The organism is Streptomyces sp. NPDC001339, assembly GCF_042895955.1.
Classification (GTDB): Bacteria; Actinomycetota; Actinomycetes; order Streptomycetales; family Streptomycetaceae; genus Streptomyces.
In genome coordinates, this window is sequence record NZ_JBIAWT010000003.1 from 451,646 (window position 1) to 478,007 (window position 26,362).

The following is a 26,362-nucleotide window of genomic DNA, read 5'->3' on the forward strand; positions in this document are numbered from 1 at the left end:
CCGAAGTGCCGGGTGTCCGTGTACACGCACGGGCGTTCCCGCTGTGCGGTGCGTGTCCGGACCAGGGCGATCACCTCCGGCTCCCGGGTTCACGCGGGAGCCGATTCGAGCCCCTTGAACGAAGGAGACGGACATGGCTACCGGCACGGTGAAGTGGTTCAACTCGGAGAAGGGCTTCGGCTTCATCGCCCAGGACGGTGGTGGCGCCGACGTCTTCGCGCACTACTCCAACATCGACGCCAGCGGCTTCCGCGAGCTGCACGAGGGTCAGAAGGTGACCTTCGAGGTCACCCAGGGGCTCAAGGGCCCCCAGGCGGAGAAGATCCGGCTGGAACAGCAGGCCTAGCGGCTTCTGACGGATCTCCGCAGCGGCGCCCGCTCCCGACCACCCGGGGAGCGGGCGCCGTCGCGCGGAGAGCCGGGGCCCGCCCGGCGCGGGGGCCCGGCCCGTGGCGCCCCGGCTTGCGCGGGGCCGACGGCTCAGGTCTGCGGCGGCTGGTCCTTCTCCTGGCCGCTGCCGAACTGCTCCCTGAGCTTCTCCTGGGCGGTGTCGACCTGGCTCCGGTACTTTCCCTGGGTCTTCTCGTCGACCGTGTCACCGGCCTTTTCGATGACCTTGTCGGTCTGGGATTCGTGGCCCTTCAGCATGCTCTTGAGCTTGTCCAACATGGACATGAGACACCCTCCTCACCACGTTCCTACGACTCCAGCATCGCCCCCGACCAGGGGAACTGCATCCTGCGGCCGGGAGCGCGGCCGGGAGCGCGGCCGGGGGGCGCCGCACCCCGCTCCCGGCCCGGGTGCCGTACGGATCAGGAGCCGCTCGCGATGGGAGCCTTCATCTGGTCGCTGATGAACTTGATCGCGCCGGCCTCCATGCCCTTCTGGTAGTCCCAGGCGTTGTGCCGGCCCCCGGGGATGATCTGCATGAAGGTGTGGATCGGGCCCTTGCCGTAGGTCCGCCGGAACTTCTCGATCGGGTTGATGACGGCCGCGCCCTCCTTGGCGCCGGCCTGGAAGGCGAGGTAGACCTCCGGGCCGCCCTTCTGGAGCAGCTGCTTGGCGAGCTTCTCCGGGTTGTTGGCGTCCTTCGCCGACTGGTGCCCCGCCCACAGGGGGGAGTCCGGCACGATGTCCGGGCCGCTGGCTATCGCCGCCTTGAACTTGTCCGGGTGCTTCAGTACGGACTTCAGCCCCGCGAAGCCGCCCGACGACGAGCCCATGAAGGCCCAGCCGTCCCGCGACTTGAACGTCCGGAAATTGGCCTTGACCAGGTCGGGCACGTCCTCGGTCAGCCAGGTGCCCATCTTCGCCTGGCCGGGGATGTCACTGCCGTCGTGGTACTTGAGGTCCGGGTTGAGCATCGGCATCACCACGATGAACGGCAGGCTCTTGCCCTCGGCCCGCCACTTGGTGATGTTCTCCTGCAGCTTGATGTCACCGCCGACCCAGTAGTTGGTGACCCCGTTCTTCTCCTTCGGGCTGCCCAGCCCGCCCGGCAGGGCCATCAGCACCGGGAACCCGCTCTTGGAGTACTTCGGGTCGGAGTACTCCTTCGGCGCCCAGACCCACACACTGCCGGTGACGCCGGACTTCCCGCCCTTCAGCGTCGTCCGGGCTATCTGGGTGCCGTCGTCCAGGGTCCGGGTGTTCCGGAGGTCGGCCTTGGGGCCGGTCGGCATCAGAGTGTCATTGTCGACAGGCTTGACCTGCCCGGCGCCGTCGTTTTTGGCGCCGCCATTGAAGTCGACGGGGTCTCCGGACTTGGAGCAACCGGTGATCAGCGCGCAGGAAGCGGCGAGAGTGGCTGCGAGCGCGACGGCGTAGGGGTGTTTCAACGGTGACTCCGCGACGGGGGGATCCAATGACAAGCGCCCATAGAGAGGGAGAACGGGTGGCCGCGGTTCCCTCGTCGCGCATCCGATCCGCTCGGGGCCGGTTCACCCGTACGGTCCACCGGGCCCCGGCGGGCTTCCGTCCCGCGCCCCTGGGCCCGCCCGACGCCCCTGGGCCCGCCCGACGGGCACCGCGACGCGGCCCGGCCGAGAATGCAGCGGTGAGCGATGAACACCGCAGAGCCGACGGCACCGCGCCCCGCGCCGTGCCGTATGCCGAGGAACGACGGCTCGCCAGGCAGGCGCTGGCCGGCCGGGCGCGGGACGCGAACGATCTGAGGCTGCTGATGGACATGCTGGACCTGGACCCGGGCCGTGATCCGGACCACGAAGCGGCGTACGGCACCGGTGCGGGCCACCAGCCCCCCGCCGACCGCGCCCGGCGTACGGGCCGTGGCACCGGGCGGGACCGGCGCCACGAGCCGCACCGCGACACCTGCCGCGACGCCTGGCCCCGCTCGGGCAGACCCAGGCCCAGGCCGTAGCGCCAGGGCCCAGGCCCAGGACGTAGCACCACCGGACCCCAGCGCCACCGGACCCAGTGCCACCGGCCCCGGTACCAGGCGCCGCGACGCCGCGGAGATCCGTCAGAGGCGCCCTACCGGTCGCCCACCCGGCGCAGCCGCAGCGTCACGATCTGGAACGGCCGCAGCCGCATCCGGACCGTACGGTCGTCCAGCCGCTTGATCACCGGGCCGTCCTCGGCCGGCCGCTCCAGCAGATCCGTGGTGATCACGTCCACCGGCGGGAACGCGGTGGTGAGGGTGGTGACGGCCCGCCCGCCGTGCGCCTCATGGAGGCGGACGATCACATCACCGCTCGTATCGTCGGCGAGCTTGACCGCGGTGACCACCACCGCGTCATTACCGACCGTGACCAGCGGGGGTACTGTCGTGGCGCCGGTGATCCGGCGCTCGGGAAGGTTGAGCCGGTGGCCCTCACGCACCGCGTCACCGATGTCCGCCCCCGGGACCAGCGCGTAGCGGAACCGGTGCGGCCCCTGGTCGGTCTCGGGGTCCGGGAAGCGCGGAGCGCGCAGCAGGGAGAGCCGCACGGTCGTGGTGGTGCCCCGGTCGCCGTCCTCCCGCACGGTACGGGTGACGTCGTGCCCGTAGACGGCGTCATTGACCAGCGCGGCACCCCAGCCCGGCTCCCCGACGTGCACGAACCGGTGCGCGCAGGCCTCGAACTTCGCCGCCTCCCAGCTGGTGTTGGTGTGCGTGGGCCGGTACAGATGGCCGAACTGGGTCTCCGCGGCATAGCGCTCGGTGTGGACGTCCAGCGGGAACGCGGCCTTGAGGAACTTCTCGGTCTCGTGCCAGTCGACCTCGGTGTCGATGTCCAGGCACCGCCGGCCCCGCGCCAGCGTCAGCGACTGCACCACCCGGGAGCTCCCGAACGTACGGGTGACCCGCACGGTCGCCGCCTCGCCGGAGACCTCGCCCAGCGTGACGTCGTCCGCGTCCGTCAGGTCGGTGACGACATTGCGGTAGAACGCGTCCACGTCCCAGGCATCCCACATGTTCGGGAAGTCCGGATGGATCTGTAGCAGATTCGCCGCCTCGCCGGGCGCCACGGCCTCCCGCTCGGCCGTGCGGTCGTACGCGGAGACCACCAGGCCGCGATCGTCGATCCCGATCCGCAGCAGACCGTTGGTGAGGGTGAACCCGCCGCCGTCGCGGGGGACGGCGGACACCTCGGCGCCCTCGGCCACCGGGGGCGCCACCGCCCCGGCCGCCACCCCGCCGCGCGGATGCGGCGCGGAGTTCGCCACCAGCTCCCGGTCCCCGCGGCCGGCCAGCGCCGCCAGCGCGGCCGCGATGAGGTCCTCCAGCTCGGCGGCGACCGCCGCGTAGGTCCTCGCCGCCTCCCGGTGCACCCAGGCGATGGAGGACCCCGGCAGGATGTCGTGGAACTGGTGGAGCAGCACCGTCTTCCAGATCCGGTCCAACTCCGCGTACGGATAAGGGTGTCCGGCCAGCACGGCGGCGGTGGCCGACCAGAGTTCGGCCTCCCGCAGCAGCTGTTCGCTGCGCCGGTTGCCGCGCTTGGTCCTCGCCTGGCTGGTGAGGGTCCCCCGGTGCAGCTCCAGATACAACTCGCCCGACCACACCGGTGCGTTCGGGTACTCCGCCTCCGCCTTGGCGAAGAAGTCCGCGGGCTTCTCCCACTCCACCGTGGCCGAGCCGTCCAGGTCACGCAGCCGGCGCGCCTTGGCGACCATCTCGCGGGTGGTCCCCCCGCCGCCGTCGCCCCAGCCGGTCGGCGCCAGCGAGCGCCGGGCCATGCCCTTGTCCTTGAAGTTCCGTACCGCATGCGCGATCTCGCCGCCCGACAGCTGGCAGTTGTAGGTGTCCACCGGCGGGAAGTGGGTGAAGATCCGGGTCCCGTCGATGCCTTCCCAGCGGAAGGTGTGGTGCGGGAAGGCATTGACCCGGCTCCAGGAGATCTTCTGCGTCAGCAGCCACTTCGAGCCCGCCGCCCGGATGATCTGTGGCAGCCCCGCGGCGAAGCCGAAGGTGTCCGGCAGCCACACCTCGTCGTTCTCGACCCCGAACTCCTCCAGGAAGAACCGCTTGCCGTGCACGAACTGCCGGGCCATCGCCTCCGACCCGGGCATATTGGTGTCCGACTCCACCCACATCCCGCCGGCCGGCACGAACCGGCCCTCCGCCACCGCCTGTTTGACCCTGGCGTACACCTCCGGCCGGTGCTCCTTGATCCAGGCGTACTGCTGAGCCTGCGACATGGTGTAGACGAACTCCGGCTCGTCCGCCAGCAGCGCCGTCATGTTCGACGCCGTACGCGCCACCTTCCGTACGGTCTCCCGCAGCGGCCACAGCCACGCCGAGTCGATATGCGCATGCCCCACCGCGCTGATCCGGTGTGCCGACGCCCCCGCGGGCGCCGCCAGCACCCCGGTGAGCTCCGCGCGCGCAGCGGCCGCCGTCCCGTTGACGTCCTGCAGATCCACCGCGTCCAGCGCCCGGCCGATCGCCCGCAGCAGCTCCCAGCGCCGCGCGCCGTCCACCGGGAGCTCCCGCATCAGCTCGCCCAGTACCTCCAGGTCCGTGACCAGCTCCCACACCTCGGTGTCGAACACCGCCAGATCCATCCGCGCCAGCCGGTACAGCGGTGCGTTCCCTGCCGTCTCCCGGTCGCCCAGGTGCGTCGGTCGGAACGGCGGGACGCCGAGGATCACGGGGTTGGACGCGGCCTCCAGGTGCCACTCGACGCGCTCACCGCCGCGGACCGGAGCGCCCACCCGTACCCACTGGTTCCGCGGATTGACCGCCTTGACCGGGCTGCCGTCGGGCAGATACACCAGCGCCTCGCACTGGAATCCCGGCATCCGCTCGTCGAATCCCAGATCCAGGATGGCCTCCATGGTACGGCCGGCCCACTCGGTGGGCACTTCGCCGCAGACCTTGAACCAGGTCGTGCCCCAGGGCGCACCCCAGGCGTCACCCACGGCGACCGGTGTATGGGAGGCCGCCAGCCCCTCCGCCACCGGTACGGGTTCACCCGGCGCGACCCAGGCCGCGACCTCCAGGGGAACCGATTCCGGATACACGGCGGGCCGGATGCGCTCGTCCAGGACCCGCTTGAGCCGGGCTTCGACCAGTGCGCGATCGTCATGCATGGCGGGGGCTCCCTACGCGGAGAAGGGTGGTGGGGGGTGGGGGGTGGGCGGAGGCTACGGCGAGCCCCAAGCGAGGGGACTACCAGGGGAGTTGAGTGGCAGCGGGGGCCGAGGCGGTGAACAGCTCATGCACGGCGCGTACCTCCAGCCGGGCCACCGCCTCGTTCCCCGCACGCCGCAGCCCGGCTATGTGGAACGCCGCGCCGCAGGTCCCGCCGAGGAACTCCCGCCGCCCGCCGGGGAGCAGGCGGTGCAGCTCGTAGTGGCGTACCGGGCCGGTGGCGCGTCGCCACCGCAGCCGCAGCGAGACCGTTCCGTCCGCGGCGGTGGCGGTATCGGTGATCGTCAGTCCGGCCGGAGCGGCCGGGCGCCCGGCCGTGTCGCGCACCGCCAGCGCCCCCAGCCGCCAGGCCACGGGGGTGCCCCCGCGACCGGTCAGCCGCACCCCCAGGGAGTACAGGGTGCCGGTACCCGGCGCGCCGAGCCCCGGCGCAGCACCCAGCCGCACCACGTCGGTGCGCCAGCTGTCGCCCGGCGCCGGGGCCCCGGCCGGCAGCCAGGTGTACGGGGCGGGCTCGCCCGGCCCCGGCGCCTCCCGCGACGCGACCGCCACCTCGACGGTCACCGGGCCCGACGACGGATCGAGCCGATGGGTCAGCTCGACGACCGTACCGGCACCGGTCGGCAGCCGGGCCGGGAACAGCTCCAGGACGGCGGGTGCGCCGAGCCCGCCCCGTACCAGGAGGCTGCTGCCGCCCCGCCAGGCATCGGCGAAGTCCAGCGTCACCTCCGGGCGTTCGCCGTCGGTCCGTACCGCCCAGTGCCTCGGCGGGAGCCGGTCCTGCAGCCCGAGATGGTTCCAGGGGGAGGCCGAGGTGACCGCGCCGTTCTCGTACCAGCGCAGGCCGTGGCCGGTGTTGAAGCTGGTGGCGAACGGCAGCGCGGTGAGCGTCGACCGGTCCGCGACCGCGCCGGCCGGCGCCCGCCAGCCGGCGCCACTGCCCCCGGGGCGGGCCGGATCCAGCGCCGCACCGGACCAGAACCGGTCGTCCGCGGCGTGGAAATCGCCGGGCGTACGCCCCGCCGGGAGGTGGTGGAGGGTCCACTCGGGCCGGTAGAAGCCGTACGAGACGACATGGTCCCGCCCGGCGGGAAGGATCGCCTCCCAGTCCACCGGGGCGTCCCAGCCCGCCGACTCGACGTCCACCCCGGCCCACAGCTCATAGCGGTCGCGTCCCAGTCGCTCCGCCAGCCGGCCCGAGTCGGCCAGGGACGCCGCGCTCCAGCGGAAGTCCACGAACAGCGTGTCGGCGACCGGCTCGGCACCGTCCTGGAAGAACGGCTGGTCGAGGTCGTTCAGCGCGCCCTGCCAGCCGACCCGGCCGGTGCGGTTCATCGCGTCGTACCAGGTGATCCGCAGCCCGTGCCCGGCGCCCGCGGACCGCAGAGCCCGCAGGAACGCCCGCATCCCCGTCGCGAGCGCGGCGTCCCCGCCGTCGGTCTCCGCATTGATGAACCAGCCGTCGAAACCGTACGCCGTCGCCACCTCGACCAGCTTCCCGGCGAGCGGGAAGCGGCCCGCGGCATCCCGCTGCACCAGGTCGCGGGTCCAGCGCAGCTGACCGCCGTAGGCGGCCGGCGGCAGGAAGACGGTGCCGAGGACGGGCACGCCGTTGCGGTGCGCGGCATCGACGACCGGGGCGTTCGGCGCCAGGATCAGGCCCTCGCCGGAGGAGCCGCCCCAGAAGACCAGCTCGTCGAGGTACGCCCAGTGGGTCGGCGCGTAGCGGTCCGCGGTCGCCGAGCCCTGCGAGGGGTTCCCGGCCGTGGGGCCGAAGGCCGCCAGGGCGCTGATCCGGGCCTGGCCGCCGCGGGCCGTGGTGTTCGCCGGCACCGGAGTGAAGCGCTCGGCGAGCGGGACCGTCGCCGTGTTGAACGCCAGATCCGCGTCGGACTCGGGTGTCCAGGCCTTCAGGCTCCGCCAGGTGATGCCGTCGCCCGGGGTGCCCGACGGCAGCGAGTCGGGGAACCAGTACGACGCGTACGGCTGAAGGGAGCCCGTGGCGCGGGAGCGGCGCCGGCCGGCGGGGTTCGCCGAGACGCACCCCGGGGACGTCCCGAACAGGGCGGCCGCGGTACCCGCCCCGGTCAGCAGCACCCGGCGGCGGGTGACGGGCGACGGTCGCCGGTTCATCGGGCGCTCCTTCGGACCTCGTCGGGACTGAGGACCTCGTCGGGAGTGAGGACCTCGTCGGGAGTGAGGACCTCGTCGGGAGTGAGGACCTCGTCCGGAGTGAGGATCTCGGTGATCCCCCGGGACGTCATATGCTCCTGGTTCGTGGCGAGTTCGGCCAGTACCATCGCCGGGCGGGCACCCCGCGCGGCCAGCTCGGCCCAGGCCTCGAACACCGGACCGCCGGGCGCGCAGACCGAGCGGCGCGGCGCCGACTCGGCACCCCCGGTGTCGACGACCACAGCGGTGGTACGCACCGGAGGCCGGTGTTCCCGGCCGCGCCACTCCTCGGCCAGCGCCGCGATCACCCGGCCCACCGGCTTGACCGTACGGTCGTTGCCGAGCAGCCCCAGCCCGTACTCCAGCTCCGGGAAGTCCGCCAGCCCGCGCGAGACGTCGTGCGAACACCACCAGGTGACGCCCCAGAGGTCCGGGCAGTCCAGGGCGTTGCGGACGGTGGCCTCGGCGAAGCGGGCCGCCAGGCCCTCCGGGATGTGCGGGGCGGGGGCGCCGGTCTCCTGCAGCCACACCGGGCGGTGCGGATCCCCAGCCCAGGCCTTGGACAGCTCGATGAGGTAGGCGGCGTGCTGCTCGGTGGCGACGCCCTGGGGGCCGTGCCGCTGAGCCGTGCCGTTGAACACCCAGGAGTGCACTGCCGTGACGGCGCCCAGCCGGGCGGCCTGCGCGGGAGTGAACGGATGGCCGTCGCGGTACCAGGCGGCGTCGTACGCGGCGTGCAGATGTGTCCGCCCGGGAGCGCCCCGCTCGCAGGCCGCCAGCATCCGCTCCAGCCAGGCCGTGGCCTGCGCCTCGGTGATCCGGTCCGGGTCCGGGTGCGGGCTGTCCGAGAACTGGTTGATCTCGTTGCCGAGCGTCATCCCGAGGAAGTGGGGCCGGTCGGCGAGCGCGGCCGCCAGGGTCCGCAGGTACTCCTCCTGGCCCGCCAGCACCTCGGGGTCGGTGAAGATGCCGCGGCGGTGCCAGGTCCGTGTCCACGCGGGCAGGAAGTCGAAGCTCGACAGATGGCCCTGCAGCCCGTCGACGGCGACGTCCAGGCCGCGCTCGGCCGCCGCGTCCGCCAGCCGGACCAGTTGCTCCACGGCGCGTGGCCGGATCAGTGTGCGGTTCGGCTGGAAGAGCGGCCACAGGGGGAAGACCCGGATGTGGTCCAGACCGAGGGCGGCGATCGAGTCCAGGTCGGCCCGTACGGAGTCCAGGTCGAAGTCCAGCCAGTGGTGGAACCAGCCCTCGGTGGGGGTGTAGTTGACGCCGAATCGCATGGGGCTCCTCACGGTACGGGGGCGGGGGTGGGGGCGGGGAGTACGGGCACTCCGGACGGCTCGGACACGGCCTAGCCCTTGACAGCGCCCTCACCGACGCCCCGGAAGAAGTAGCGCTGCAGGCAGGCGAAGAGCACCAGCAGCGGAAGCACGGCGATGACGGTGCCGGCCGCCACCAGCCGCTGGTTGTCCGCGAAGGTGCCGTGCAGGAAGTTCAGGCCGATGGTCAGGGTGAACTTCGACTGGTCGCTCAGCACGATCAGCGGCCACAGGAAGTCGTCCCAGGCCCCCATGAACGCGAAGATCGCCACGACCGCGAGGGTTCCCCTGACCGACGGCAGCGCGATCCGTACGAACCGCTGCCAGGCGTTGGCACCGTCGACGAACGCCGCCTCCTCGACCTCGTACGGCAGACGGGAGAAGGCGTTCCGCATCAGCAGGACGTTCATCGCCCCGATACAGCCGGGCAGCACCACACCGACCAGGGTGTTGTTGAGCTGCAGCTCCCGCATCGTCACGAACTGGGCGATCATGATGCTCTCGACCGGCACCAGCATCGCCATGAGGAACACGACGAGCGCGGCCCTGCGGCCCCGGAAGCGCAACCGGGCCAGGGCGTAGCCGGCCAGGGCCGCGCCCACGCAGTTGGTGAGCACATTGGCGAGGGCGACCTTCAGGGAGTTCAGCGCGAAGTCCCAGACCGGGATGATCCGCGCGACGTCGGCGTAGTTGCCCAGTGTGGCGTGGTGCGGAACCAGGCTCGGCGGATAGCGGTAGATGTCCTCGCCGGGACCCTTCAGCGACGTGGACAGCTGCCAGAGGAACGGGCCGATGGTCAGCGCCAGTACGGCGAGCAGCAGCAGATAGCGGAGCAGCAGCCGCCACCACTGCGGCCGTCGGCCGGCCCGCCGTCGCCGCGGTGTGCCGGCCTTCCGTCGGCGCGGTGCCGTGGCGGGTGGCTGCCGCGCCGTGGTGGCGGCCGGGTGTCGCGGTGCGGCGGTACTCATGCGTCCTCCCTGCGGTGGGCGCGCAGCACCAGCAGCATCAGCCCCAGCGTGATCACGAACACCACGACGGAGAGCGCGGAGGCATAGCCGACCCGGCCGTTGAGGCCGGTGCCGACCTGCTGTACGAGCATCACCAACGTGGTGTCCTCCCCGCCCGGGCCGCCGGTCGGACCGGCCATCAGATAGACCTCGGAGAACACCTTGAAGGCGTTGACCGAGGAGAGCGCGGCCACCAGCACCATCGTGCCGCGCAGCGCGGGCACCGTGACGGTCAGAAAGCGCCGTACCGCCCCGGCACCGTCGACCGCGCACGCCTCGTGCAGCTCCCCGGGGACGTCGGCCAGCGCCGCCAGATAAATGATCATGTAGTAGCCGAGGCCCTTCCAGACCGTGACCGCCATCGCACTGAGTAGCAACAGCCAGGAATCGCTCAGGAATCCGGCCTTGCCGAAGCCCAGCCCTTCCAGCAGCGCGTTGATCAGCCCCCGGTCGTCCAGCAGCCACACCCAGATCAGCCCGACCACGACGACGGAGGCGACCACCGGCGTATAGAACGCGGCACGGAAGAAGGCGATCCCCGGAATCCGCCGCCGCACCAGCATGGCCAGCAGCAGCGGCAGGACCACCAATAGCGGTACCGCACCCAGGACATAGAGCAGGCTGTTGCGCAGGCCCGTCCAGAACATCGCGTCATGGAGCATGTCGCCGTAATTGGCGCCGCCGACGAAACGGCCCCGGGTGAGCGTATGGGCATCGGTGAAGGAGTGCGCCACCGTGCTCAGGAACGGATACAGGCTGAACGCGCCGACGATGAGCAGCCCGGGAGCCAGGAACAGCCAGGGACCGGCCGGTGAATGCGTTGTCACCCGCTGAGTTTTCACCTGCGTATGCGTTCTCACTCGCGTATGCGTTCTCACCCGTGCATGCGACTTCACAGAGCGTCTCTTTACAGAGCGCCTCTTCACGGTGCGCCTCTTCACGGAGTACCTCGTCCTCAGCCGGTCTTCAGCAGGCGATTGCACTCGGCCACCGCGTCGTCCAGTGCCGCTTCCGGGGACTTCTTGCCTTGCACGGCCCGGGCCACCGCATTGCGCAGCACCGTCTTCATCTGGTCGCTGAGCGGCACCGGTGTGTAATTCACCGCGGTCTTCAACGATGCGGCGGACGCCACCCGTACCCGGGCCGTATCCGTACCGTCCTCCTTGGTGAAGTACGGATCGTCCAGCGATCCCCGGGTGCTGGGGAAAATCGTGACCTTTCTGGCGAACGCCATCTGGTTCTCCTCGCCGGTGACGAAGTGCGCGAACGCCACCGCCGCCGACTTGACCCCGCTCTGCGCATTTACCATCAGGCCCTGGACGTACATATTGGCCTTGCCGGTGTTGTTGACCGCGTCCGTGATGCCGATATGGGCGTAGAGGGCCGGCGCCTCCTTCTTGAACTTCTCCAGATCCAGCGCACTGCCCGGGTTCATGGCCACCGACCCCTGCTGGAACTTCCGCCCCGACGACTCGGCCTGCGCGGTGAGCGCCTGTGAGTCCAGCGCCCCGGCCGCGTACAACTCCTTGTAGTGCCGCAGCAACTCGACGCCCTTGGGCTCGTTGAAGGTGAATTCAGTGCCCCTCGCGTTCATCAGCCGTACGCCGTAGCGGCCGAAGTCCTCGACCGACGGTGTGCCGGCCAGCATTGCGATCTTCCGTCCGCTCTTCTCCGCCATCGTCAGTGCGTCCCGGAAGAGCTGGTCGTAGGTCTTCGGCGGCTTCCGCGGATCCAGACCGGCCTTGGTGAACAGCTCCTTGTTGTAGAACATGGGCCCGGTGTTCAGATACCAGGGGAAGCCATAGACACCGGGCAGCCCCGGCATCTGATAGCCCTGCCACGCTCCCGGCAGATACTCGCCACGGTATTTCCCGGCGGCCTTCTCCAGATCCAGCGCCAGCCCGGCCCTGGCCAGCGGATAAGCGAGGTCCGGCGACACATTGACGACATCGGGCAGCGTGCCGCCGGCCGCGTCCGCACTCAGTTTCTCCGGATAACCCTCGGCCGGCTGATCGACCCACTTCACCTTGGTTCCCGGATATTTCTTCTCGAAAGCGGCTATGACACCGTCGAAATAGTCCGTGAAATGGGCCCGGAGATTCCAGGTCTGGAAGGTGACCTGCCCCTCGATCTTCCCGTCGATCTTCCCCGAGGTGCCGTCCGCCCCGCCGGGTCCCCCCGAGGAACCGCATGCGGTCAGGGCGAGTGCCGAGGTGACCAGTGCCGCAGCCACGGCGACTGTTCGGTGGGACATCCGACGGGACATCCGACGGGACATCCGACGGGACATTCGACAGGGCATACGCATGACTGGCGGCTCCTTTACTCGGACCGGACACCAGTGGAAGGGTCGCGCGGTGGAATTGTCGCGGGGCAACTGACCGAAAAATGCGGGAAGCGCAGTCGTAAATCCGTTGTATGGCATACGAAGAGCGAAACACACGCGAACAGTGAACGGTATGCGAAGAGGCGAGCGGCACGCGAAGAGCGGCCTGGCCGGCCAACGTTCGTCCGAGGTCTGCTCCGAGCCTCGGGCGACGACGCGGAAGACGCTACTAATGCGCTTTAGCGGGTGTCAATACCCGGGCTCGAACGACTTCCCGATGACTTCCCGACGTTCGCGAAAACAGCCATCCGCACACCGTTTGACAGGGCCTTCTTCGCTGATCAGACTGAGGGAACTAATGCGGTCCAGTTGAATCTCATGCGGTCCAGTTGAATCTCATGCGGTTCAGTTGAAACTCACGCGGTCGGTCCGAGGAGAACCCGCTATGACGGCGCCCGGTGAGGCGGCCCGCCGGAAGCCGGCGCGCCGGCCGACGATCAAGGACATCGCCCGCCGGGCCGGGGTATCGGAGAGCGCCGTCTCCTTCGCGCTCAACGACCGGCCGGGCGTCTCCCCGCGCACCCGGGCCCGGGTACGGCAGGTCGCGGAGGAACTGGGCTGGCAGGCCAACAGCGCCGCCCGTGCGCTTTCCGGTGAACGCGCCGGAGCCACCGGCCTGGTGCTCGCCCGGCCCGCGCGGACCCTCGGCGTGGAGTCCTTCTTCCTGCAACTCGTCTCCGGCATCCAGGAAGTGCTCTCCACGCGGCGGACCGCGCTGCTCTTCCAGGTCGTCGAGGACCTCGACACCGAGTGCGCGCTCTACCGCCGCTGGTGGGCCGAACGCCGGGTGGACGGTGTCCTCGTGGTCGACCCGCGCACCGACGACCCCCGCCCCGCACTGCTCACCGCACTCGCCCTGCCCGCCGTCGTCATCGGCGGCCCGGCCATCCCCGCACGGCCGCCCCTGTCCACGGTGTGGGCCGACGACGCCGGAGCCATGGCCCGGATCCTCGATCACCTCCACGGCCTCGGCCATCGCCGCATCGTGCATGTGGCAGGCCTGCCCGGCCTGGCCCACACCGAACGCCGGATCCGCTCACTCCGTACCGAAGCGGCCCTCCGGGGCCTCGACGAACGCCAGGTCCGCTCCGTGACCACCGACTACTCCGACGCCGAGGGGGCCGAGGCCACCCGGCGCGTCCTCGACGCCGCCGAACCGCCCACGGCGATCATCTACGACAACGACGTGATGGCCGTGGCCGGTGCCTCCGTGGCGGCCGGGCGCGGCATCCCCGTACCGGGAGAGCTGTCCGTCGTGGCCTGGGACGACTCGGCGCTGTGCCGGGTGACCCATCCCCGGCTGACCGCACTCGTCCGCGACACCCCCGGCTTCGGACGGCTCGCCGCCCGGGAACTCCTCACCGTCCTCGACGGCGGCCCGGCGCGCTCCGTGGAGGGCGAACTGCCGCGTCTGGAGGCACGCGAGAGCACCGGCCCATGCCCCTCCCGCTGATCGGGAAACCCGCCGTCTCCGCACACCGGGCTCAGGCTGCCGGAGGCACGACAGCCGGAGACGACTGACGGAGACGACAGCCGGAGACGACGGACGGAGGTGACGGTTCCTCAGCGGCGCGACGGCCGGTCCCCGGCGCCTGGTGCGGCTCCGGGGACCGGCCGGGGGACAGGAGGTGGGGCAGTTCCCTTTCAGTTCCCCTTGGCGAGGATCCGCAGCCGGGTATAGGTCCCGTTGAAGCGGTTGCGGTCGCCGATCGGGTGGCCGGAAGAGGTGTGCTGCCAGATGCTGTGGTACCGCCAGCCGGCCGGCAGCGCGCCGACGGAGGAGCCGTAACGCGGGATCCACAGCGGGTTCGACCGGCCGAACTTGCCGGAATTGCCGGTGCACCGCCGCCACCAGTTGGTCGAGGTGTAGATGATCGGGTCCCGGCCGGTCTCCTCGCGGTAGGTGTCCACGAAATCCTTGATCCAGTGGACCATGCCCCGGTCGCTCTTGCCGTAGCAGGTCGCGCCGTAGGGGTTGTACTCCATGTCCAGTGCACCGGGCAGGGTCCGGCCGTCCTTGGACCAGTCGCCGCCGTGGTCCAGGAAGTACCGTGCCTGAGTGCTGCCGCTGGAGTGGTCGGGGAGGGCGAAGTGGTACGCGCCATGGATCATGCCGACGTGGTACGAGCCCCGGTACTGGTGCGCGAAGTAGGGGTTGGTGTAGTTGACCCCCTCGGTGGCTTTGACGTACGCGAAACGCACCCCGGCTCTGCGCAACGACGACCAGCTGACGTGCTTGTTGTGGCTGGAGACATCGACCCCGGACACGCCCCGGCCGTGCGCGGCCTGCAACTCGGGGCCGCCCGCCCGGTTGCCGCCCTCGCGCATGGCGATGGTGGAACCCATCCAGTCCTGCTCGGGGTGGGCGGGTTTCTTGCCGGCATCCGATGCCGTGGCGAGGCCGGGCAGCGCGAGGGGCAGAGCGAGCACGGTGAGGAGAGAAACGAGCGTGCCGGCCGCAAGCGGGACTGTGCGGCGGGCCGGACCGGATCTGCGCAAGGGCATCGCATGCCTCCGAGGCCTTCGGTGGAGTCAGGGTCGGCAGATTTTGAACAGAGTTCTGCCGATAAAAGACTTATACGCAGAACTGCCTGACTCTATGACCCAACAGGCCGTCAGTCCGCCGACCGGCTCCGCATCTCACCCGTCTGGCGGGCGGAAAGGGCCGGAAACGGTCCGGACAGAGTGAAGCGGGCCCCGGCAGTGCCGGGACCCGCTCCGGTGCGCAACGGCGAACGCGCCATGTCGCCGCTGGCAAGCTGTGCCGCCTCGGCTCAGTAGGCGGAGTTGACGTTGTCGATGGAGCCGTAGCGGTCGGCGGCGTAGTTGGCCGCGGCGGTGATGTTGGCTACGGGGTCGACGAGGTTGTCGGGGGTGCCGGGGACGTGGTAGCGGTCGAAGGTGGGCTGGATGACCTGGAGGAGGCCCTTGGAGGGGATGCCGTTGATGGCGTTGATGTCCCAGTCGTTGACGGCGTTGGGGTTGCCGCTGGACTCGCGCATGATGTTGCGGTGCAGGCCTTCGTAGGAGCCGGGGATGCCCTTGTCCTGCATGATGTCCAGCGACTCACGGATCCAGCCGTCCAGGGTGTTCGGGTACTCCTTGACGGCGGCCTTGCGCTCGGTGGACCGGCTGGCGGCCTGCTGGGCGGTGTGCTCGTCCTCGCCGCCGGTGACCTTGGCGCGGTCGGCGACCGAGGAGGCCACCGGGCGGGCGAGCTCGGCGGCGTCGGCTGTCACCGGCATGCCCTTCGCGCCGACCGGCTTGACCACGGCCGGGGCGTGCTCAGCAGCCTGCGCGGTGCCCGGGGCCGAGGTGAGGGCCAGACCGGAGGCGGCACCCGCGGCGGCGAGAACGGCCACGGCGACCTTGTGGGTGCGGGTGATGCGGGAAATCCGGGCAGCGCGGGGCAGGGTGAAGCTGGGCATGCGGAGTGACCTCTTCCAGGTACGGGACGGGGAGGCGGCCTTCATTGGCGGCGCGTTACGAACCGGAGGTATGTGCCGCGTTTGCCGCAGGGGGCGTAATTCGCGAGCTCGCTCTCGGTGCGTCGGAATCCATGTTGGCCACGGACCTGAATTGAGGCAATAGTGCCCTGTACTAACCATCTTCGTGAGCGGAAAACAGGGCACCTGAAGCAATGGGCGATTCTCGCTCAGGAGAGCCGCAAGGGGCACCGGAGATGCGACTAGGCGTGCTCGTAAGTGATGTACATCGCGTGCCCCGGGTCACCTGAAAACGGCCGTAAAACCCGCTCCGGCGGGGCGTATAAGTTGCCTGGCTCACAGTGGAATTACGGGCGGCGGCCTTTGTTCCTCCCGCTCCTGATGTGGCGAGGCGCACTTCCGCTGAGGGGAAACCCGCGGAAATAGTGTGCCGACTCACCTGATGCTTGTATGCCGATTCGCCTGGTGCGCCCATGCCGCTGTCGGGGGCGGAAGCCCGGCACCGGGCTGGGCCGTCGGTGAGCTGTCGGATACGGCAATTCGGCGGTGCTGCTGGTCCGTTCGCAGCAGCGCCCGGAGCCGTCGCATGACGACGGGGCTCCCGCTCCCCGACAGTGGCATCGCGCACGACCGTCACCGCGCGCAACGCGACAACCGTCGGCACGCATCGCGACAACTGTCACCGCGCCCACGCGACAACGGTCACTGCGAAAGTCACCGCACACAACCGACACGCATCGTAGGGAAGTGCTTATGCTCCGTCGTACCGCCGTCACGCTCAGCGGCCTGCTCATCACCGGCTTCCTCGCTGCCGGATCCGCCGCCGCGGCGCCCGCTGACGAGGACCGTCGTGACGACCGCTACCTCACCCTCAGGGACGAGGCGGGACTCCGCATCGCCGGCGAGGTTCTCGACACGATCTTCGGAGGCGGCCCCTTCCGGGGCTCTCGCCGCTGACGTCGGTGCCCACGGCAACGGCAGTGGCCCCACCCGCGACTCGCGGGCAGGGCCACTGCCGTTGCCGTTGTTGCCACGTCCGGGGCCGCACCACGGCGCCCGGCCGGTTCTGCTCCAGCCGACCAGCCGTCCAGCCGTCCGGCCGGCAGCGCTACTCCCGGCTCAGTAGGCGGAGTTGACGTTGTCGATGGAGCCGTAGCGGTCGGCGGCGTAGTTGGCCGCGGCGGTGATGTTGGCTACGGGGTCGACGAGGTTGTCGGGGGTGCCGGGGACGTGGTAGCGGTCGAAGGTGGGCTGGATGACCTGGAGGAGGCCCTTGGAGGGGATGCCGTTGATGGCGTTGATGTCCCAGTCGTTGACGGCGTTGGGGTTGCCGCTGGACTCGCGCATGATGTTGCGGTGCAGGCCTTCGTAGGAGCCGGGGATGCCCTTGTCCTGCATGATGTCCAGGGACTCGCGGATCCAGCCGTCCAGGGTGTTCGGGTACAGCTTGGGGGCGGCCTTCGGCGCGGACTTGGGGGCAGCCTTGGGCGCGGCTATCGCCTTACGCTCCATGGACCGGTTGGCGGCCTCCTTGGCGGTGTGACCCTGCTCCTCGACCGCGGTGATCTTGAGCTGGTCGGCCACGGACGAGGCGGTCAGCCGGTCCTTCTCGCCGTCGTCGGCACGCTCCTTGGCGGTCACCGGCAGACCGTTCGCGCCGACCGGCTTGACCACGGCCGATGCCTTTGCCGCGGGGGCCGCGGCACTGCTCGGCGCCGCGGTGAACGCGAGGCCCGACGTGGCACCCGCGGCGGCCAGTACGGCCACGGCGACCTTGTGGGTGCGGGTGATGCGGGTGTTCCGGACAGCGCGGGGCAGGGTGAAACTGGGCATGCGGGGGTGACCTCTTCCAGGGCTTGATGGCGGGAAAACGGCCTTCGGTTGGCGCGTGAGGACCGAGGGTCATTGCCGCGTTCGCCGCTCTGGCTGAGATCGCCGGCTCGTTCTCGGTGCTACCCGGAACATGTTTAGCGAGCGCCCTGGATAGTGGCAATGATGCCTTGTACTACCTATCTTCGTGAGTTAGGGCGAAATGTCCGCAATAAAGCCCGCGCTCGGCGGTCATGGCCCCGAACGGCGTCGACTAGCGGAGTTCGTACGTGACGTGCGTCTCGTGCCGGGCATCACCTGGCAGGCGCCGCACGGCGCGCTTCACGGCCCCGTGAAGTTGCCTGGCTCACACCCCAGGGGCGGGAAGGAAGGGCGAGAAGGGGGAAGGGGAAGCGGGCGCAAGGGTGGAGGGGAGGCGCCGCGGCGCCTCCCCAGCGGTCGGGACGAGCAGGCCGGGACGGGCAGGTCAGGGCGAGCGGGTCAGGACCAGTGCGGCGTTGTGGCCGCCGAAGCCGAGTGAGGTCTTGACCGCGCAGTCGAAGGCCCCCCGACGGGCTTCCTCGCGCACGATGTCGATGGGCAGCCGGGGGTCGGGCACGTCGAGGTTCGCGGTCGGCGGCACCAGCTGCCCCTCCAGCGCGAGCACAGTGAGCGCGGTCTCGATACCGCCGGCGGCGCCCAGCGTGTGCCCGGTCATCCCCTTGGTGGAGGTGACCAGGGCGTGATCGCCGATCACTCGCCGTAGCACGGTGCTCTCGACGAGGTCGTTGACCACGGTCGAGGTGCCGTGCGCGTTCACATGCCCCACCTCGCCGGGCCGCACCTCCGCGTCCGCGAGTGCGGTGCGCAGCGCCCGCTCGATGCCGTTGCCATCGGGGTCCGGCGCCACGGGGGCGTAGGCATCACTGGACGCACCGTAGCCACGGACGTACGCGCGGACCGGCGCCCGGCGCGCCTCCGCGTGCTCGGGCCGCTCCAGTACGAGGAGGCCGGCGCCCTCGCCGACGACGAAGCCGTCCCGTGCGACGTCGAACGGGCGGCAGGCCGTGGCCGGATCCTCCCGGCGGGTGGAGGCCGCCTTCATCCGGCAGGCGCTGGCGATCAGCAGTCGGGAGATGGGGGATTCGGCGCCACCCGCGATGGCGATGTCGCAGACCCCGGCGCGCAACAGCTGATGCGCGGTTCCCAGGGCGACGGTTCCGGAGGAGCAGGCCGTCGCCACGCCCAGGCTGGGGCCGTGCGCGCCGAGGTCCATGCAGACGCTGCTGGCGGCCCCGTTGACCACGGTCAGCGGGGCGAGCTTGGGGGAGACCCGCCGCGCGCCGCGGTCGGACATCGCGACATGCTGCTGGTCGTAGAAGGGGAGCCCGCCGTGCGCGGAACCGATGACCACCGCGACCCGGCCGCTGTCCCAGGTCTCCGGCTCCAGCCCGGCGTCGGCGACCGCCTCGCGGGCGGCGATCACCGCGAGCTGGGCGAAGCGGTCCATCAGTCGCTGGGCGGCCACGCCGAGGACCTCGGTGGTGTCCAGATCCACCGTGTACATGAAGTCGCAGGACAGGTCGACGAGTTCGGCGAGGGGCCGTACGCCGCTCGGGCGCGTTTCCTGGGTGACGGAGTGCCAGGTCGCCTTCGTCCCCACGCCCGCCGCGGTCACCATGCCCACTCCTGTCACGGCCGCGGAGAATGGCTGACGCCCGCCGGTCATGCCGGAACCGGACCGTCGACGGCCGCCACGAGCCGGCCCACGGTGTCGCCCGCGGTAAGCGGTACGTCCTCCGGGCCGTGGTCGATGTCCCCTCGGTCTTCCATGAGGACGCGGAGTTCTTCCAGGGCCAGGGAGCCGGTGCGCGGACCGCGCAGCGGGGTCTCGTCGGTGACGTCGCCGGAGGGGGCCCCGAACCGTTGGGCCGGCAAGGCGTTGACAACTTCTGCCGCGTTCACGTCGCGCTCCTCCACTTGTTGTGGGTGTGCTGCCAACCGTGTCCTGGGCGGGTGTTCGCCGGCGACCCGGCTGGTTTGGCCACTCTTTATATGTCTTCGTCCCGTTAACTCCCCAACCTTCTAGGTCAATGGGGTGACGGCCGCACCGGCTCGCGGGGTGCGGGGTGTGCCGGGTGCGGGGGTTCGCGGTGCGGAGGTGAGGAGGTGCGGGGATGCGCGGCGCGGGGGTCGGGCGGTCCGGTGTCGGCGAAGGCGGGCTTCAGGCCTCGTCCAATGCGCTGGTGACGCGCCCCAACAGGTCCTGAAGCGTGCGGAGTTCCTCGATGGTCAGACCGGTGGCGGCGAGCATTCTGCGGGGGACCGGCAGCGCCTTCGCGCGCAGATCGTCGCCGTCGGGCATGAGGTGGATGGTGACCGACCGCTCGTCCTCGGCGCTGCGTTCGCGGCGGACCAACCTGGCCGTCTCCAGGCGCTTGAGCAGCGGCGAGAGCGTGCCGGAGTCCAGCCGCAGCTGTTCACCGATGGCCTTGACCGGCTGTGGGCCGTGCTCCCACAGGACGAGCATGACCAGGTACTGCGGATAGGTCAGGCCCAGGTCCTTGAGGGCGTCCCGGTAGACACTGCCGAACGCGCGTGACGCGGCGTGCAGCGAGAAGCAGACCTGGTGGTCGAGGCGGAGCAGTTCGGCGTCGGGCACCTGAAGTCTGGTCGTCGCTGAGGTCATGGATCCAGAGTAGCTCGCCGTAAGCAATTAGATTGTGCGCAATTAAGTTGCGCACAACTCAATGATGTGTCACTGTTTCCGGTGTGCGGCGGCCGGGGAGCGGCCGCAGCTACCGATCGAAGGGAAGAAGCGCGATGGACGCCCTGTACACCGCTGTCGCCACCGCCAACGGCCGCGAGGGCCGGGCCGTCAGCTCTGACGGCAGGATCGACCTCGCCCTGGCCATGCCGCCCGAGCTCGGCGGCAACGGCGCCGGCACCAATCCGGAGCAGCTCTTCGCCGCCGGCTACGCGGCCTGCTTCGCCAGCGCGATGAGCAATGTCGGCCGCCGGATGAAGCTCGACACGAAGGACGTCTCGGTCACCGCCGAGGTCTCCCTGGGCAAGGACGGCACCGGCTTCGGCCTCGGCGTCGTCATGCGGGTGGAGCTGCCGGACGCCCTCGCGGGCGAGACCGGGCGCCGGCTGGTCGAGGCGACCCATGAGTTCTGCCCGTACTCCAAGGCCACCCGCGGCAACATCGAGGTCGAGCTCGTCATCGAGTAGCCGCCTGCCTCAGGCGGCTACCCCAGGCGTCGTATCGCGTCCTCGTGCGCCTCCTCCAGCGCCTCGGCGGCCGGTACCGGCAGGTCGGGCCGTACCCCGACGCCTTCCCAGTTGGTGCCCGTCACGGCGTTGACCGTCCGGGCGGTCGGCACGGTGACGGTGATGTGTTCCGTCACCGGATGCCGGCGGGTGGGGTGTGCGCCGCCCCGTGTCGTCTCTCCGACGACCACGGCGCGCCCCAGCGCCTGCAGGGTGTACGCCACATCCTCACCGCCCGAGAACGTGGCCGCGCTCGTGAGGACGTACAGCGGTCGGTCGGGATAGCGCGGTGCGGGGAGAGGGGAGACGGTCCAGTACTGCCGGGTGGAGTCCGTGGAGCGCTCATATATGTCGTTGAGGTGGACCTGGTCGTCGGCGAAGAAGTAGCTGCACCACATCGCGGCGCCCGTGGGCGCGCCACCCCGGCACTCCCGCAGGTCGAGGACGAGTGCCCGGGTGTGCGCCACCAGCTCCATGGCCGCCGCGATCGCCCGGCCGCCTTCCCCGGCGTCGGCGATACGCCGTATGTCGAGGTGGCCGATATTGCCGTGAAGATGCTCGACCAGGCGGACACCCTGGTTCTCGGCCCGGAGGCGCGCCAGGAACGCCGCCCGGCCCGTGTCGTCGTCCTCCGGCTCCGCCGACTGGGGCTCGTCCTGCCACAACAGTCGCAGATGTCTGTCCGGGCAGACTTCCTGGAGGTGTGCGGTCACCGCTTCGCAGAACGCGGCGCCGGTCAGCGCGTCGTACTCACCTGCCGCCAGCCGGTCCCGGATCGCCCGGTCGATCTCCACCGCGCGCTCGGGGAAGACGTAGCCCGCCACGATGCGGTGCAGGGCCCGGTCGATGATCTGTGCATGAGTCGGCATTGCCGCTGAGCGTCGATTTCGGTCGGTTGGGGAGAGGGCCGGAAGCGGTCCAGCGATGTACCGGATGCCCGGAGGCGAGAGTGCGCGGTGCGCCGGACGGCCCGCGGCGGTAGCGTGCGGTCCATGGAGCTGCACGCGCGATCGCTCTGGCTGGTGACCGAGCCGCTGCACGCGGTCTGCTACTTCGACGAGGAGTGCCGGGACCTGGGCCGGGCCCTGGGGCTCAAGGGCTTCTGGATGGGCTACTTCGCTGCTCGCACCGCGCCACTCGGCGCCGTGGAACCCGCGGCCGCCACGGCCGTACTCGGGGTGTTCGCCCCGGGGATGGTGGCCCGCGCGCTGCCCGCGGCCTGGAGCATCGCGGGCCCGGCGCACGTCCTCGAAGAGCGCGGCACCCGCGCCGCACACGCCCTGCGCCGGATCGCCCCCGACGTGGAGCGCAAGGCCGCCGCACTGCTGCCTCCACTCCAGGGCATCGTCGATGACGCCCCGGCCACCGCGCGGCCCCTCTTCGCCGCCAACCGTGCACTGTGCGACCACGCCGATCCCGTCGAGCGGCTGTGGCAACTGGCCACCGCCCTGCGCGAGTTCAGGGGTGACGCGCACCTCTGCGTGCTCGCCGAGGAGGGGCTCGACGGCTGCGAGGCGCTCGTCCTGGCCGCCGGCGCCGGGCGGGTCCCCCGGGACACCATCCGGCTGGACCGCGGCTGGAGCGAGGAGGAGTGGTCGGCCGCCACGGACCGGCTGCGCGCCCGCGGCCTCGTCGACGCACAGGGCGCCGCGACCGTCCGGGGACGGCAGGAGCGCGACCGTATCGAGCGCGCCACCGACCGGCTGGCCGCCCGGCTGCTGCACGCGCTGCCCGAAGCGGAGACCGAAGCGCTGCTGCGCTCGCTGGAGCCCGTGGCCCGGCGCGTCCTGGCCTCCGATGTGCTTCCCTTCCCCAACCCGATCGGGCTGCCGCACCTCGATGAACCCGTAGCGCATACCTGAGGCGCGGCGCCACCGCGCCCGGCCTCCAGGCAACGCACGGACGCTCCTCGGTACGGCGGCGGACCAGGCCCTGCTCCCGTGGCCGGAAAACAAACGCGCCACGATACCACCACAGAGCGCCACACCACCGAATAACGCCCCCAGTGCATGGGCCGGTTGGCGGGCACGAAAGACACCCGGACGACGAAACACGATCCCCCCTGACAACCACACGGACTGAAAAGATCCAACCCTTCAATCCGACTGATCACGACGGTATCCCACGGCACCGACAATCCGCGTGGAGTATTCGTGCGACCGCGTGGCCAGCGCAAATGCCCCCGGACGGCCCACGGGACGGTCCCGTACCGTCCTCGCGGGGTGATTGTCATCTGGTGGTTCGATGGGTGCTTTGGGGTGCTTTGCCATTGCAGGTCGGGACACCTCCGGGTAAGAGGCGTTGAATGGGTATGGATCCTAGAGAATTGTGGGACCGCAACGCTGTGCTGGCGGAAGCGTTTTGTATGGGCGATGAACGCGTACGGGAAGCGCAGGCCAGACTCGACGAGGCACAGGCCGACCGGTCACGGGTGCTGGCGGCGTTTGCGGTGACGGTGGGCAGTACCGGCGCGGTGGCCGGACTGTTCGGACTGAACGAGCGGGAAGTCCGGATCGCCAGGCGCACCGTGAGCAAGGACGACGCCCGCGCCGTCGCCGAGAAATTGCTGACCTCCTCTGTCCCGGCTCCCGCCGCACCACCCCGGGAGCCGGAAGAGACCTCCCCTGGCCCCGATATCCCGGCCGAATATCCCCACCAGAACCCGACGCCCTCAGCTCGCCCCGCCGGCGCCGCCCGAGAGGGCACCAGCGGAGCCACCGGGGCATCCGACCAGAACTGGTCCCCGGCCATGGACGCGGTGCTCATCGGCAGTTGGCAGACCGGAGTGGACTTGCGGGAACTCGCCACCGAATTCGGACTCGACCTCACCCGACTGGTTACCCGTGCCCAACAACTGTCCGCCCAGGGGCGGTTCTATCCAGGCCCGGCGGAAAACCATGCCGGACGCCACCGCCGTGGCCCCGGCGACGTCCACGAAGCCGAATACTCCATCCCCGCACAACAGACCGCCACCTGGCACTCCGCACCCAGTGCCCCTCACATGTCGTCCGCCTGGCACAACGGCACCATGCCGTCAACGGAAAGCGTCCCTGATATGACCGCCCTGACTTCCGAATGGGACAACGCCCTCGCCCCCTGGGGCACCATCGGCTCCCCGAGCGAGGAGGCCGCGCCGTCACAGCAGCCCTGGGCCCAATACCACCTCAGTTCCTGACGCCTGCCTGAGCCATCCTTCCTGAGTCATTCCTGCCTGATTCATTCCCGAACGATACGAATCCCTGAATGATGAAGAACCCCGTACAACGACGAGTCCGCCACCTCTCCACGGCACGACTGCCGGGGCCGGGGCCCAGGGGCCGGGGTCCGGACCGCTCGCCTTATGACTGGCCCGCAGTCGGCGCCAGCACCCCCGCCGCGACCAGGGCGAAGAGCGTGATCCCGAGCAGGATGCGGTAGACGACGAAGGGCATGAAGGACTTGTTCGAGATGAACTTCATGAACCACGCGATCACCGCGTAGCCGACGACAAAGGCGATCACCGTGGCGAAGACGGTGGGCCCCCAGGCGACATGGCCCTGGCCGACGGCATCCTTGAGCTCGAAGGCGCCGGACGCCAGTACGGCCGGGATGGCGAGCAGGAAGGAGTAGCGGGCCGCCGACTCGCGGGTATAGCCCATCAGGAGACCGCCGCTGATCGTGGCACCGGAGCGGGATACACCGGGGATCAGCGCCATGGCCTGGCAGACGCCGTACAGCAGGCCGTCCTTGACGCTCAGGTCCGTGAGGTCCTTGCGTTGCTTGACGGCACGGTGCCGGCCGCCGGTCTCGTCGCGCGCCGCCAGCCGGTCGGCGATACCGAGCACCACGCCCATGACGATCAGCGTGGTCGCGGTCAGCCGCAGATCGCGGAACGGGCCCTCGATGGCGTCCTTGAGCGTGAGGCCCAGCACACCGATCGGGATCGAGCCGACGATCACCAGCCAGCCCATCCGGGCGTCGTGATCATGCCGTAGCTCCCGGTTGGCCAGAGAGCGGAACCAGGCGGAGATGATCCGGCCGATGTCCTTCCGGAAGTAGATGATGACGGCCGCTTCGGTGCCGATCTGGGTAATGGCCGTGAATGCCGCACCGGGATCCTGCCAGCCGGCGAACGCCGCGGTCAGGCGGAGGTGTGCACTGGACGAGATGGGCAGAAACTCGGTCAACCCTTGGACAAGTCCGAGGACGAAAGATTCAAACCAAGTCATGGAAAAGGCGCAATCCAAGGGTGATCAAGCGCTTACCTGCGCGGGCGGGGAGAAACCGGACTCCGGCGACAGGCGCGCCCCACCGCCGACCGGCAGCGTAGCGTCCCGAGGTGACCATATGACAACGGGTCCCCGCACACCCCGCCCACTCCCAGGCCGCACACGCTCGTCCACTCCCTGGCCACCTGGTCCACTCCCTGGCTGTCTGGCCACGGCCGGAGCCCGCCGGCCCGGCTTCCCGGTCAGTCTCCGCGCGACGCCGTACGCCCGCGTCTGCGCCCGAACCACGCCACCACCAGCGCGGCCACCCCGCTGAGCGCGATGAACGCCAGGGAGAACAGAAACGCAGGCGAGGCGGGCGCCGAGGCCCGGGCGCCCGCGAGGGCGTACGCCGCGGTGTTCGGGACACTGCCGAGCCCCGTGGCCAGGAGAAAGGGGAGCCAGCCCACACGGGACACCGCGGCACAGTAATTCGCGGCGCAGAACGGCAGGCCGGGGAACAACCTGATCGCCAGCACCGAGCGGAAGCCGTGCTCGCTCAACTGCCGGTCCGCCGCCCTCAGCCACCGGGCGCGCAACAGCGGCCGCAACGCATCCCGTCCCAGCAGCCTGCCCAGACCGAACGCCAGCCCGGCACCCAGCACCGTCCCGGCCAGTGCGGCGACCAGTCCCGCCCCGGCACCGAAGAGGGCACCGGCCCCGAGATTGAGGACCGGACGCGGTACCGGCACGGTCGTGCACACGCCGTACGCCACAGCGAAGACCACCACGGCCACCGGACCGGACAGCTGCACCGGCCAGCCCCCGGCCAGCAGACGCTGCGGCTGCCACCACAGCACCGCGACCACGCCACAGGCCAGCAGTACGAGCAGCAGCGCCAGCCGGGACCACGGCGACAACAGCGCACGCAGACAGCGCGCGGCGAGGCCGTCGGGCGTCGTGGCGGGGGTGGGCATCCCGGGAGCGTAACCGACAGGAACACCGGGGGCTGTATCCGTCACCAAGGCCGCGATCGGCCAGCAAGGACGAGGTCAGCGACTAAGGCTGTGATCAGCGACCAAGGCAGTGATCCGCCACCGAATCCGCGATCCGCCCACCACATCCATATCCGGCACCACAAGCGTCGTCCCTCGCTGAAGCCGC

General features: G+C 70.3%; 24 protein-coding genes. 7 read left to right on the forward strand and 17 right to left on the reverse strand.

What is annotated here, in order from left to right; all coding sequences use genetic code 11:
• Nucleotides 1-133 precede the first annotated feature (133 nt).
• Nucleotides 134-346, forward strand: coding sequence for a cold-shock protein (locus ACFY12_RS11015; RefSeq protein WP_390715459.1), 213 nt, complete (start codon nucleotides 134-136; stop codon nucleotides 344-346).
• A gap of 134 nt (nucleotides 347-480) precedes the next feature.
• Here the strand turns inward: ACFY12_RS11015 and ACFY12_RS11020 are convergent, their stop codons facing one another.
• Nucleotides 481-675: an antitoxin gene (locus ACFY12_RS11020; protein ID WP_390715460.1), complete on the reverse strand. Its 195-nt coding sequence runs from the start codon at nucleotides 673-675 to the stop codon at nucleotides 481-483.
• A 137-nt stretch (nucleotides 676-812) separates the two neighbouring features.
• Nucleotides 813-1,838 carry an alpha/beta hydrolase gene (locus ACFY12_RS11025; protein WP_390715461.1) on the reverse strand — a complete coding sequence of 342 codons (1,026 nt, stop codon included), beginning with the start codon at nucleotides 1,836-1,838 and terminating at the stop codon, nucleotides 813-815.
• 218 nt (nucleotides 1,839-2,056) lie between these two features.
• On the opposite strand from ACFY12_RS11025, the gene ACFY12_RS11030 reads away from it, so the two are divergent.
• Complete coding sequence (locus ACFY12_RS11030) at nucleotides 2,057-2,380, forward strand: hypothetical protein (protein ID WP_390715462.1); 324 nt, start codon at nucleotides 2,057-2,059, stop codon at nucleotides 2,378-2,380.
• A 113-nt stretch (nucleotides 2,381-2,493) separates the two neighbouring features.
• On the opposite strand, the gene ACFY12_RS11035 is transcribed toward ACFY12_RS11030, so the two are convergent.
• From ACFY12_RS11035 to ACFY12_RS11060, 6 genes are all read right to left on the reverse strand, one after another.
• Entirely contained in the window at nucleotides 2,494-5,538 is a 3,045-nt protein-coding gene (locus ACFY12_RS11035) for an alpha-mannosidase (RefSeq protein ID WP_390715463.1), read from the reverse strand.
• A 79-nt stretch (nucleotides 5,539-5,617) separates the two neighbouring features.
• Entirely contained in the window at nucleotides 5,618-7,732 is a 2,115-nt protein-coding gene (locus ACFY12_RS11040; protein ID WP_390715464.1) for an endo-beta-N-acetylglucosaminidase, read from the reverse strand.
• Nucleotides 7,729-9,051: a glycosyl hydrolase gene (locus tag ACFY12_RS11045; protein ID WP_390715465.1), complete on the reverse strand. Its 1,323-nt coding sequence runs from the start codon at nucleotides 9,049-9,051 to the stop codon at nucleotides 7,729-7,731. The genes ACFY12_RS11040 and ACFY12_RS11045 overlap by 4 nt, the downstream gene beginning before the upstream one ends.
• Before the next feature lie 71 nt (nucleotides 9,052-9,122).
• Nucleotides 9,123-10,058: a carbohydrate ABC transporter permease gene (locus tag ACFY12_RS11050; RefSeq protein ID WP_390715466.1), complete on the reverse strand. Its 936-nt coding sequence runs from the start codon at nucleotides 10,056-10,058 to the stop codon at nucleotides 9,123-9,125.
• The gene (locus ACFY12_RS11055; protein ID WP_390715467.1) at nucleotides 10,055-10,924 is read right to left on the reverse strand and encodes a carbohydrate ABC transporter permease; all 870 of its coding nucleotides are present in this window, start codon (nucleotides 10,922-10,924) and stop codon (nucleotides 10,055-10,057) included. Before ACFY12_RS11055 ends, ACFY12_RS11050 begins: the two co-directional genes overlap by 4 nt.
• Before the next feature lie 128 nt (nucleotides 10,925-11,052).
• A complete protein-coding gene (locus ACFY12_RS11060) occupies nucleotides 11,053-12,351 on the reverse strand; it encodes an ABC transporter substrate-binding protein (RefSeq protein ID WP_390715468.1) in 1,299 nt (432 codons plus the stop codon).
• A 517-nt stretch (nucleotides 12,352-12,868) separates the two neighbouring features.
• On the opposite strand from ACFY12_RS11060, the gene ACFY12_RS11065 reads away from it, so the two are divergent.
• On the forward strand, nucleotides 12,869-13,936 hold the full coding sequence (locus tag ACFY12_RS11065; RefSeq protein ID WP_390715469.1) for a LacI family DNA-binding transcriptional regulator: 1,068 nt from the start codon (nucleotides 12,869-12,871) through the stop codon (nucleotides 13,934-13,936).
• Nucleotides 13,937-14,127: 191 nt separating this feature from the next.
• Here the strand turns inward: ACFY12_RS11065 and ACFY12_RS11070 are convergent, their stop codons facing one another.
• Both ACFY12_RS11070 and ACFY12_RS11075 read right to left on the reverse strand, forming a co-directional pair.
• Nucleotides 14,128-14,988, reverse strand: a complete 861-nt coding sequence (locus ACFY12_RS11070) for a lysozyme (RefSeq protein ID WP_390715470.1) — start codon at nucleotides 14,986-14,988, stop codon at nucleotides 14,128-14,130.
• Between the two features lie 269 nt (nucleotides 14,989-15,257).
• Complete coding sequence (locus tag ACFY12_RS11075; protein ID WP_390715471.1) at nucleotides 15,258-15,911, reverse strand: transglycosylase SLT domain-containing protein; 654 nt, start codon at nucleotides 15,909-15,911, stop codon at nucleotides 15,258-15,260.
• Nucleotides 15,912-16,682: 771 nt separating this feature from the next.
• Here ACFY12_RS11075 and ACFY12_RS11080 point away from each other — a divergent pair.
• The gene (locus ACFY12_RS11080) at nucleotides 16,683-16,886 is read left to right on the forward strand and encodes a hypothetical protein (protein ID WP_390715472.1); all 204 of its coding nucleotides are present in this window, start codon (nucleotides 16,683-16,685) and stop codon (nucleotides 16,884-16,886) included.
• Nucleotides 16,887-17,048: 162 nt separating this feature from the next.
• On the opposite strand, the gene ACFY12_RS11085 is transcribed toward ACFY12_RS11080, so the two are convergent.
• The 4 genes from ACFY12_RS11085 to ACFY12_RS11100 form a co-directional block, all read right to left on the reverse strand.
• Nucleotides 17,049-17,762: a transglycosylase SLT domain-containing protein gene (locus tag ACFY12_RS11085; RefSeq protein WP_390715473.1), complete on the reverse strand. Its 714-nt coding sequence runs from the start codon at nucleotides 17,760-17,762 to the stop codon at nucleotides 17,049-17,051.
• 463 nt (nucleotides 17,763-18,225) lie between these two features.
• Nucleotides 18,226-19,467: a beta-ketoacyl-[acyl-carrier-protein] synthase family protein gene (locus ACFY12_RS11090; RefSeq protein WP_390715474.1), complete on the reverse strand. Its 1,242-nt coding sequence runs from the start codon at nucleotides 19,465-19,467 to the stop codon at nucleotides 18,226-18,228.
• A complete protein-coding gene (locus ACFY12_RS11095) occupies nucleotides 19,464-19,703 on the reverse strand; it encodes an acyl carrier protein (RefSeq protein WP_390715475.1) in 240 nt (79 codons plus the stop codon). Before ACFY12_RS11095 ends, ACFY12_RS11090 begins: the two co-directional genes overlap by 4 nt.
• 259 nt (nucleotides 19,704-19,962) lie before the next feature.
• Nucleotides 19,963-20,427, reverse strand: a complete 465-nt coding sequence (locus ACFY12_RS11100; RefSeq protein WP_390715476.1) for a MarR family winged helix-turn-helix transcriptional regulator — start codon at nucleotides 20,425-20,427, stop codon at nucleotides 19,963-19,965.
• A 134-nt stretch (nucleotides 20,428-20,561) separates the two neighbouring features.
• On the opposite strand from ACFY12_RS11100, the gene ACFY12_RS11105 reads away from it, so the two are divergent.
• Nucleotides 20,562-20,972, forward strand: a complete 411-nt coding sequence (locus ACFY12_RS11105; protein ID WP_390715477.1) for an organic hydroperoxide resistance protein — start codon at nucleotides 20,562-20,564, stop codon at nucleotides 20,970-20,972.
• A 17-nt stretch (nucleotides 20,973-20,989) separates the two neighbouring features.
• On the opposite strand, the gene ACFY12_RS11110 is transcribed toward ACFY12_RS11105, so the two are convergent.
• Nucleotides 20,990-21,880 (reverse strand): S41 family peptidase, encoded by an 891-nt coding sequence (locus ACFY12_RS11110; RefSeq protein ID WP_390715478.1) that lies wholly within the window; start codon nucleotides 21,878-21,880, stop codon nucleotides 20,990-20,992.
• 123 nt (nucleotides 21,881-22,003) lie between these two features.
• Here ACFY12_RS11110 and ACFY12_RS11115 point away from each other — a divergent pair, with 123 nt between their 5' ends.
• Together ACFY12_RS11115 and ACFY12_RS11120 are read left to right on the forward strand one after the other, a co-directional pair.
• A complete protein-coding gene (locus ACFY12_RS11115) occupies nucleotides 22,004-22,873 on the forward strand; it encodes a hypothetical protein (protein WP_390715479.1) in 870 nt (289 codons plus the stop codon).
• A 503-nt stretch (nucleotides 22,874-23,376) separates the two neighbouring features.
• Entirely contained in the window at nucleotides 23,377-24,186 is an 810-nt protein-coding gene (locus tag ACFY12_RS11120; protein WP_390715480.1) for a hypothetical protein, read from the forward strand.
• Between the two features lie 163 nt (nucleotides 24,187-24,349).
• Here ACFY12_RS11120 and ACFY12_RS11125 read toward each other — a convergent pair whose 3' ends face one another.
• Nucleotides 24,350-25,219, reverse strand: coding sequence for an undecaprenyl-diphosphate phosphatase (locus tag ACFY12_RS11125; protein WP_390715481.1), 870 nt, complete (start codon nucleotides 25,217-25,219; stop codon nucleotides 24,350-24,352).
• A gap of 242 nt (nucleotides 25,220-25,461) precedes the next feature.
• Entirely contained in the window at nucleotides 25,462-26,175 is a 714-nt protein-coding gene (locus ACFY12_RS11130; protein ID WP_390715482.1) for a TVP38/TMEM64 family protein, read from the reverse strand.
• Nucleotides 26,176-26,362 lie beyond the last annotated feature (187 nt).

Coding starts and splice junctions, on each gene's coding strand:
- ACFY12_RS11080 (WP_390715472.1), top strand. CDS start 16,683: ATGCTCCGTCGTACCGCCGTCACGCTCAGCGGCCTGCTCATCACCGGC.
- ACFY12_RS11060 (WP_390715468.1), bottom strand. CDS start 12,351: ATGTCCCACCGAACAGTCGCCGTGGCTGCGGCACTGGTCACCTCGGCA.
- ACFY12_RS11040 (WP_390715464.1), bottom strand. CDS start 7,732: ATGAACCGGCGACCGTCGCCCGTCACCCGCCGCCGGGTGCTGCTGACC.
- ACFY12_RS11120 (WP_390715480.1), top strand. CDS start 23,377: ATGGGCGATGAACGCGTACGGGAAGCGCAGGCCAGACTCGACGAGGCA.
- ACFY12_RS11110 (WP_390715478.1), bottom strand. CDS start 21,880: ATGCCGACTCATGCACAGATCATCGACCGGGCCCTGCACCGCATCGTG.
- ACFY12_RS11045 (WP_390715465.1), bottom strand. CDS start 9,051: ATGCGATTCGGCGTCAACTACACCCCCACCGAGGGCTGGTTCCACCAC.
- ACFY12_RS11090 (WP_390715474.1), bottom strand. CDS start 19,467: ATGACCGGCGGGCGTCAGCCATTCTCCGCGGCCGTGACAGGAGTGGGC.
- ACFY12_RS11050 (WP_390715466.1), bottom strand. CDS start 10,058: ATGAGTACCGCCGCACCGCGACACCCGGCCGCCACCACGGCGCGGCAG.
- ACFY12_RS11125 (WP_390715481.1), bottom strand. CDS start 25,219: ATGACTTGGTTTGAATCTTTCGTCCTCGGACTTGTCCAAGGGTTGACC.
- ACFY12_RS11075 (WP_390715471.1), bottom strand. CDS start 15,911: ATGCCCAGCTTCACCCTGCCCCGCGCTGCCCGGATTTCCCGCATCACC.
- ACFY12_RS11100 (WP_390715476.1), bottom strand. CDS start 20,427: ATGACCTCAGCGACGACCAGACTTCAGGTGCCCGACGCCGAACTGCTC.
- ACFY12_RS11065 (WP_390715469.1), top strand. CDS start 12,869: ATGACGGCGCCCGGTGAGGCGGCCCGCCGGAAGCCGGCGCGCCGGCCG.
- ACFY12_RS11015 (WP_390715459.1), top strand. CDS start 134: ATGGCTACCGGCACGGTGAAGTGGTTCAACTCGGAGAAGGGCTTCGGC.
- ACFY12_RS11070 (WP_390715470.1), bottom strand. CDS start 14,988: ATGCCCTTGCGCAGATCCGGTCCGGCCCGCCGCACAGTCCCGCTTGCG.
- ACFY12_RS11130 (WP_390715482.1), bottom strand. CDS start 26,175: ATGCCCACCCCCGCCACGACGCCCGACGGCCTCGCCGCGCGCTGTCTG.
- ACFY12_RS11115 (WP_390715479.1), top strand. CDS start 22,004: ATGGAGCTGCACGCGCGATCGCTCTGGCTGGTGACCGAGCCGCTGCAC.
- ACFY12_RS11085 (WP_390715473.1), bottom strand. CDS start 17,762: ATGCCCAGTTTCACCCTGCCCCGCGCTGTCCGGAACACCCGCATCACC.
- ACFY12_RS11035 (WP_390715463.1), bottom strand. CDS start 5,538: ATGCATGACGATCGCGCACTGGTCGAAGCCCGGCTCAAGCGGGTCCTG.
- ACFY12_RS11020 (WP_390715460.1), bottom strand. CDS start 675: ATGTCCATGTTGGACAAGCTCAAGAGCATGCTGAAGGGCCACGAATCC.
- ACFY12_RS11105 (WP_390715477.1), top strand. CDS start 20,562: ATGGACGCCCTGTACACCGCTGTCGCCACCGCCAACGGCCGCGAGGGC.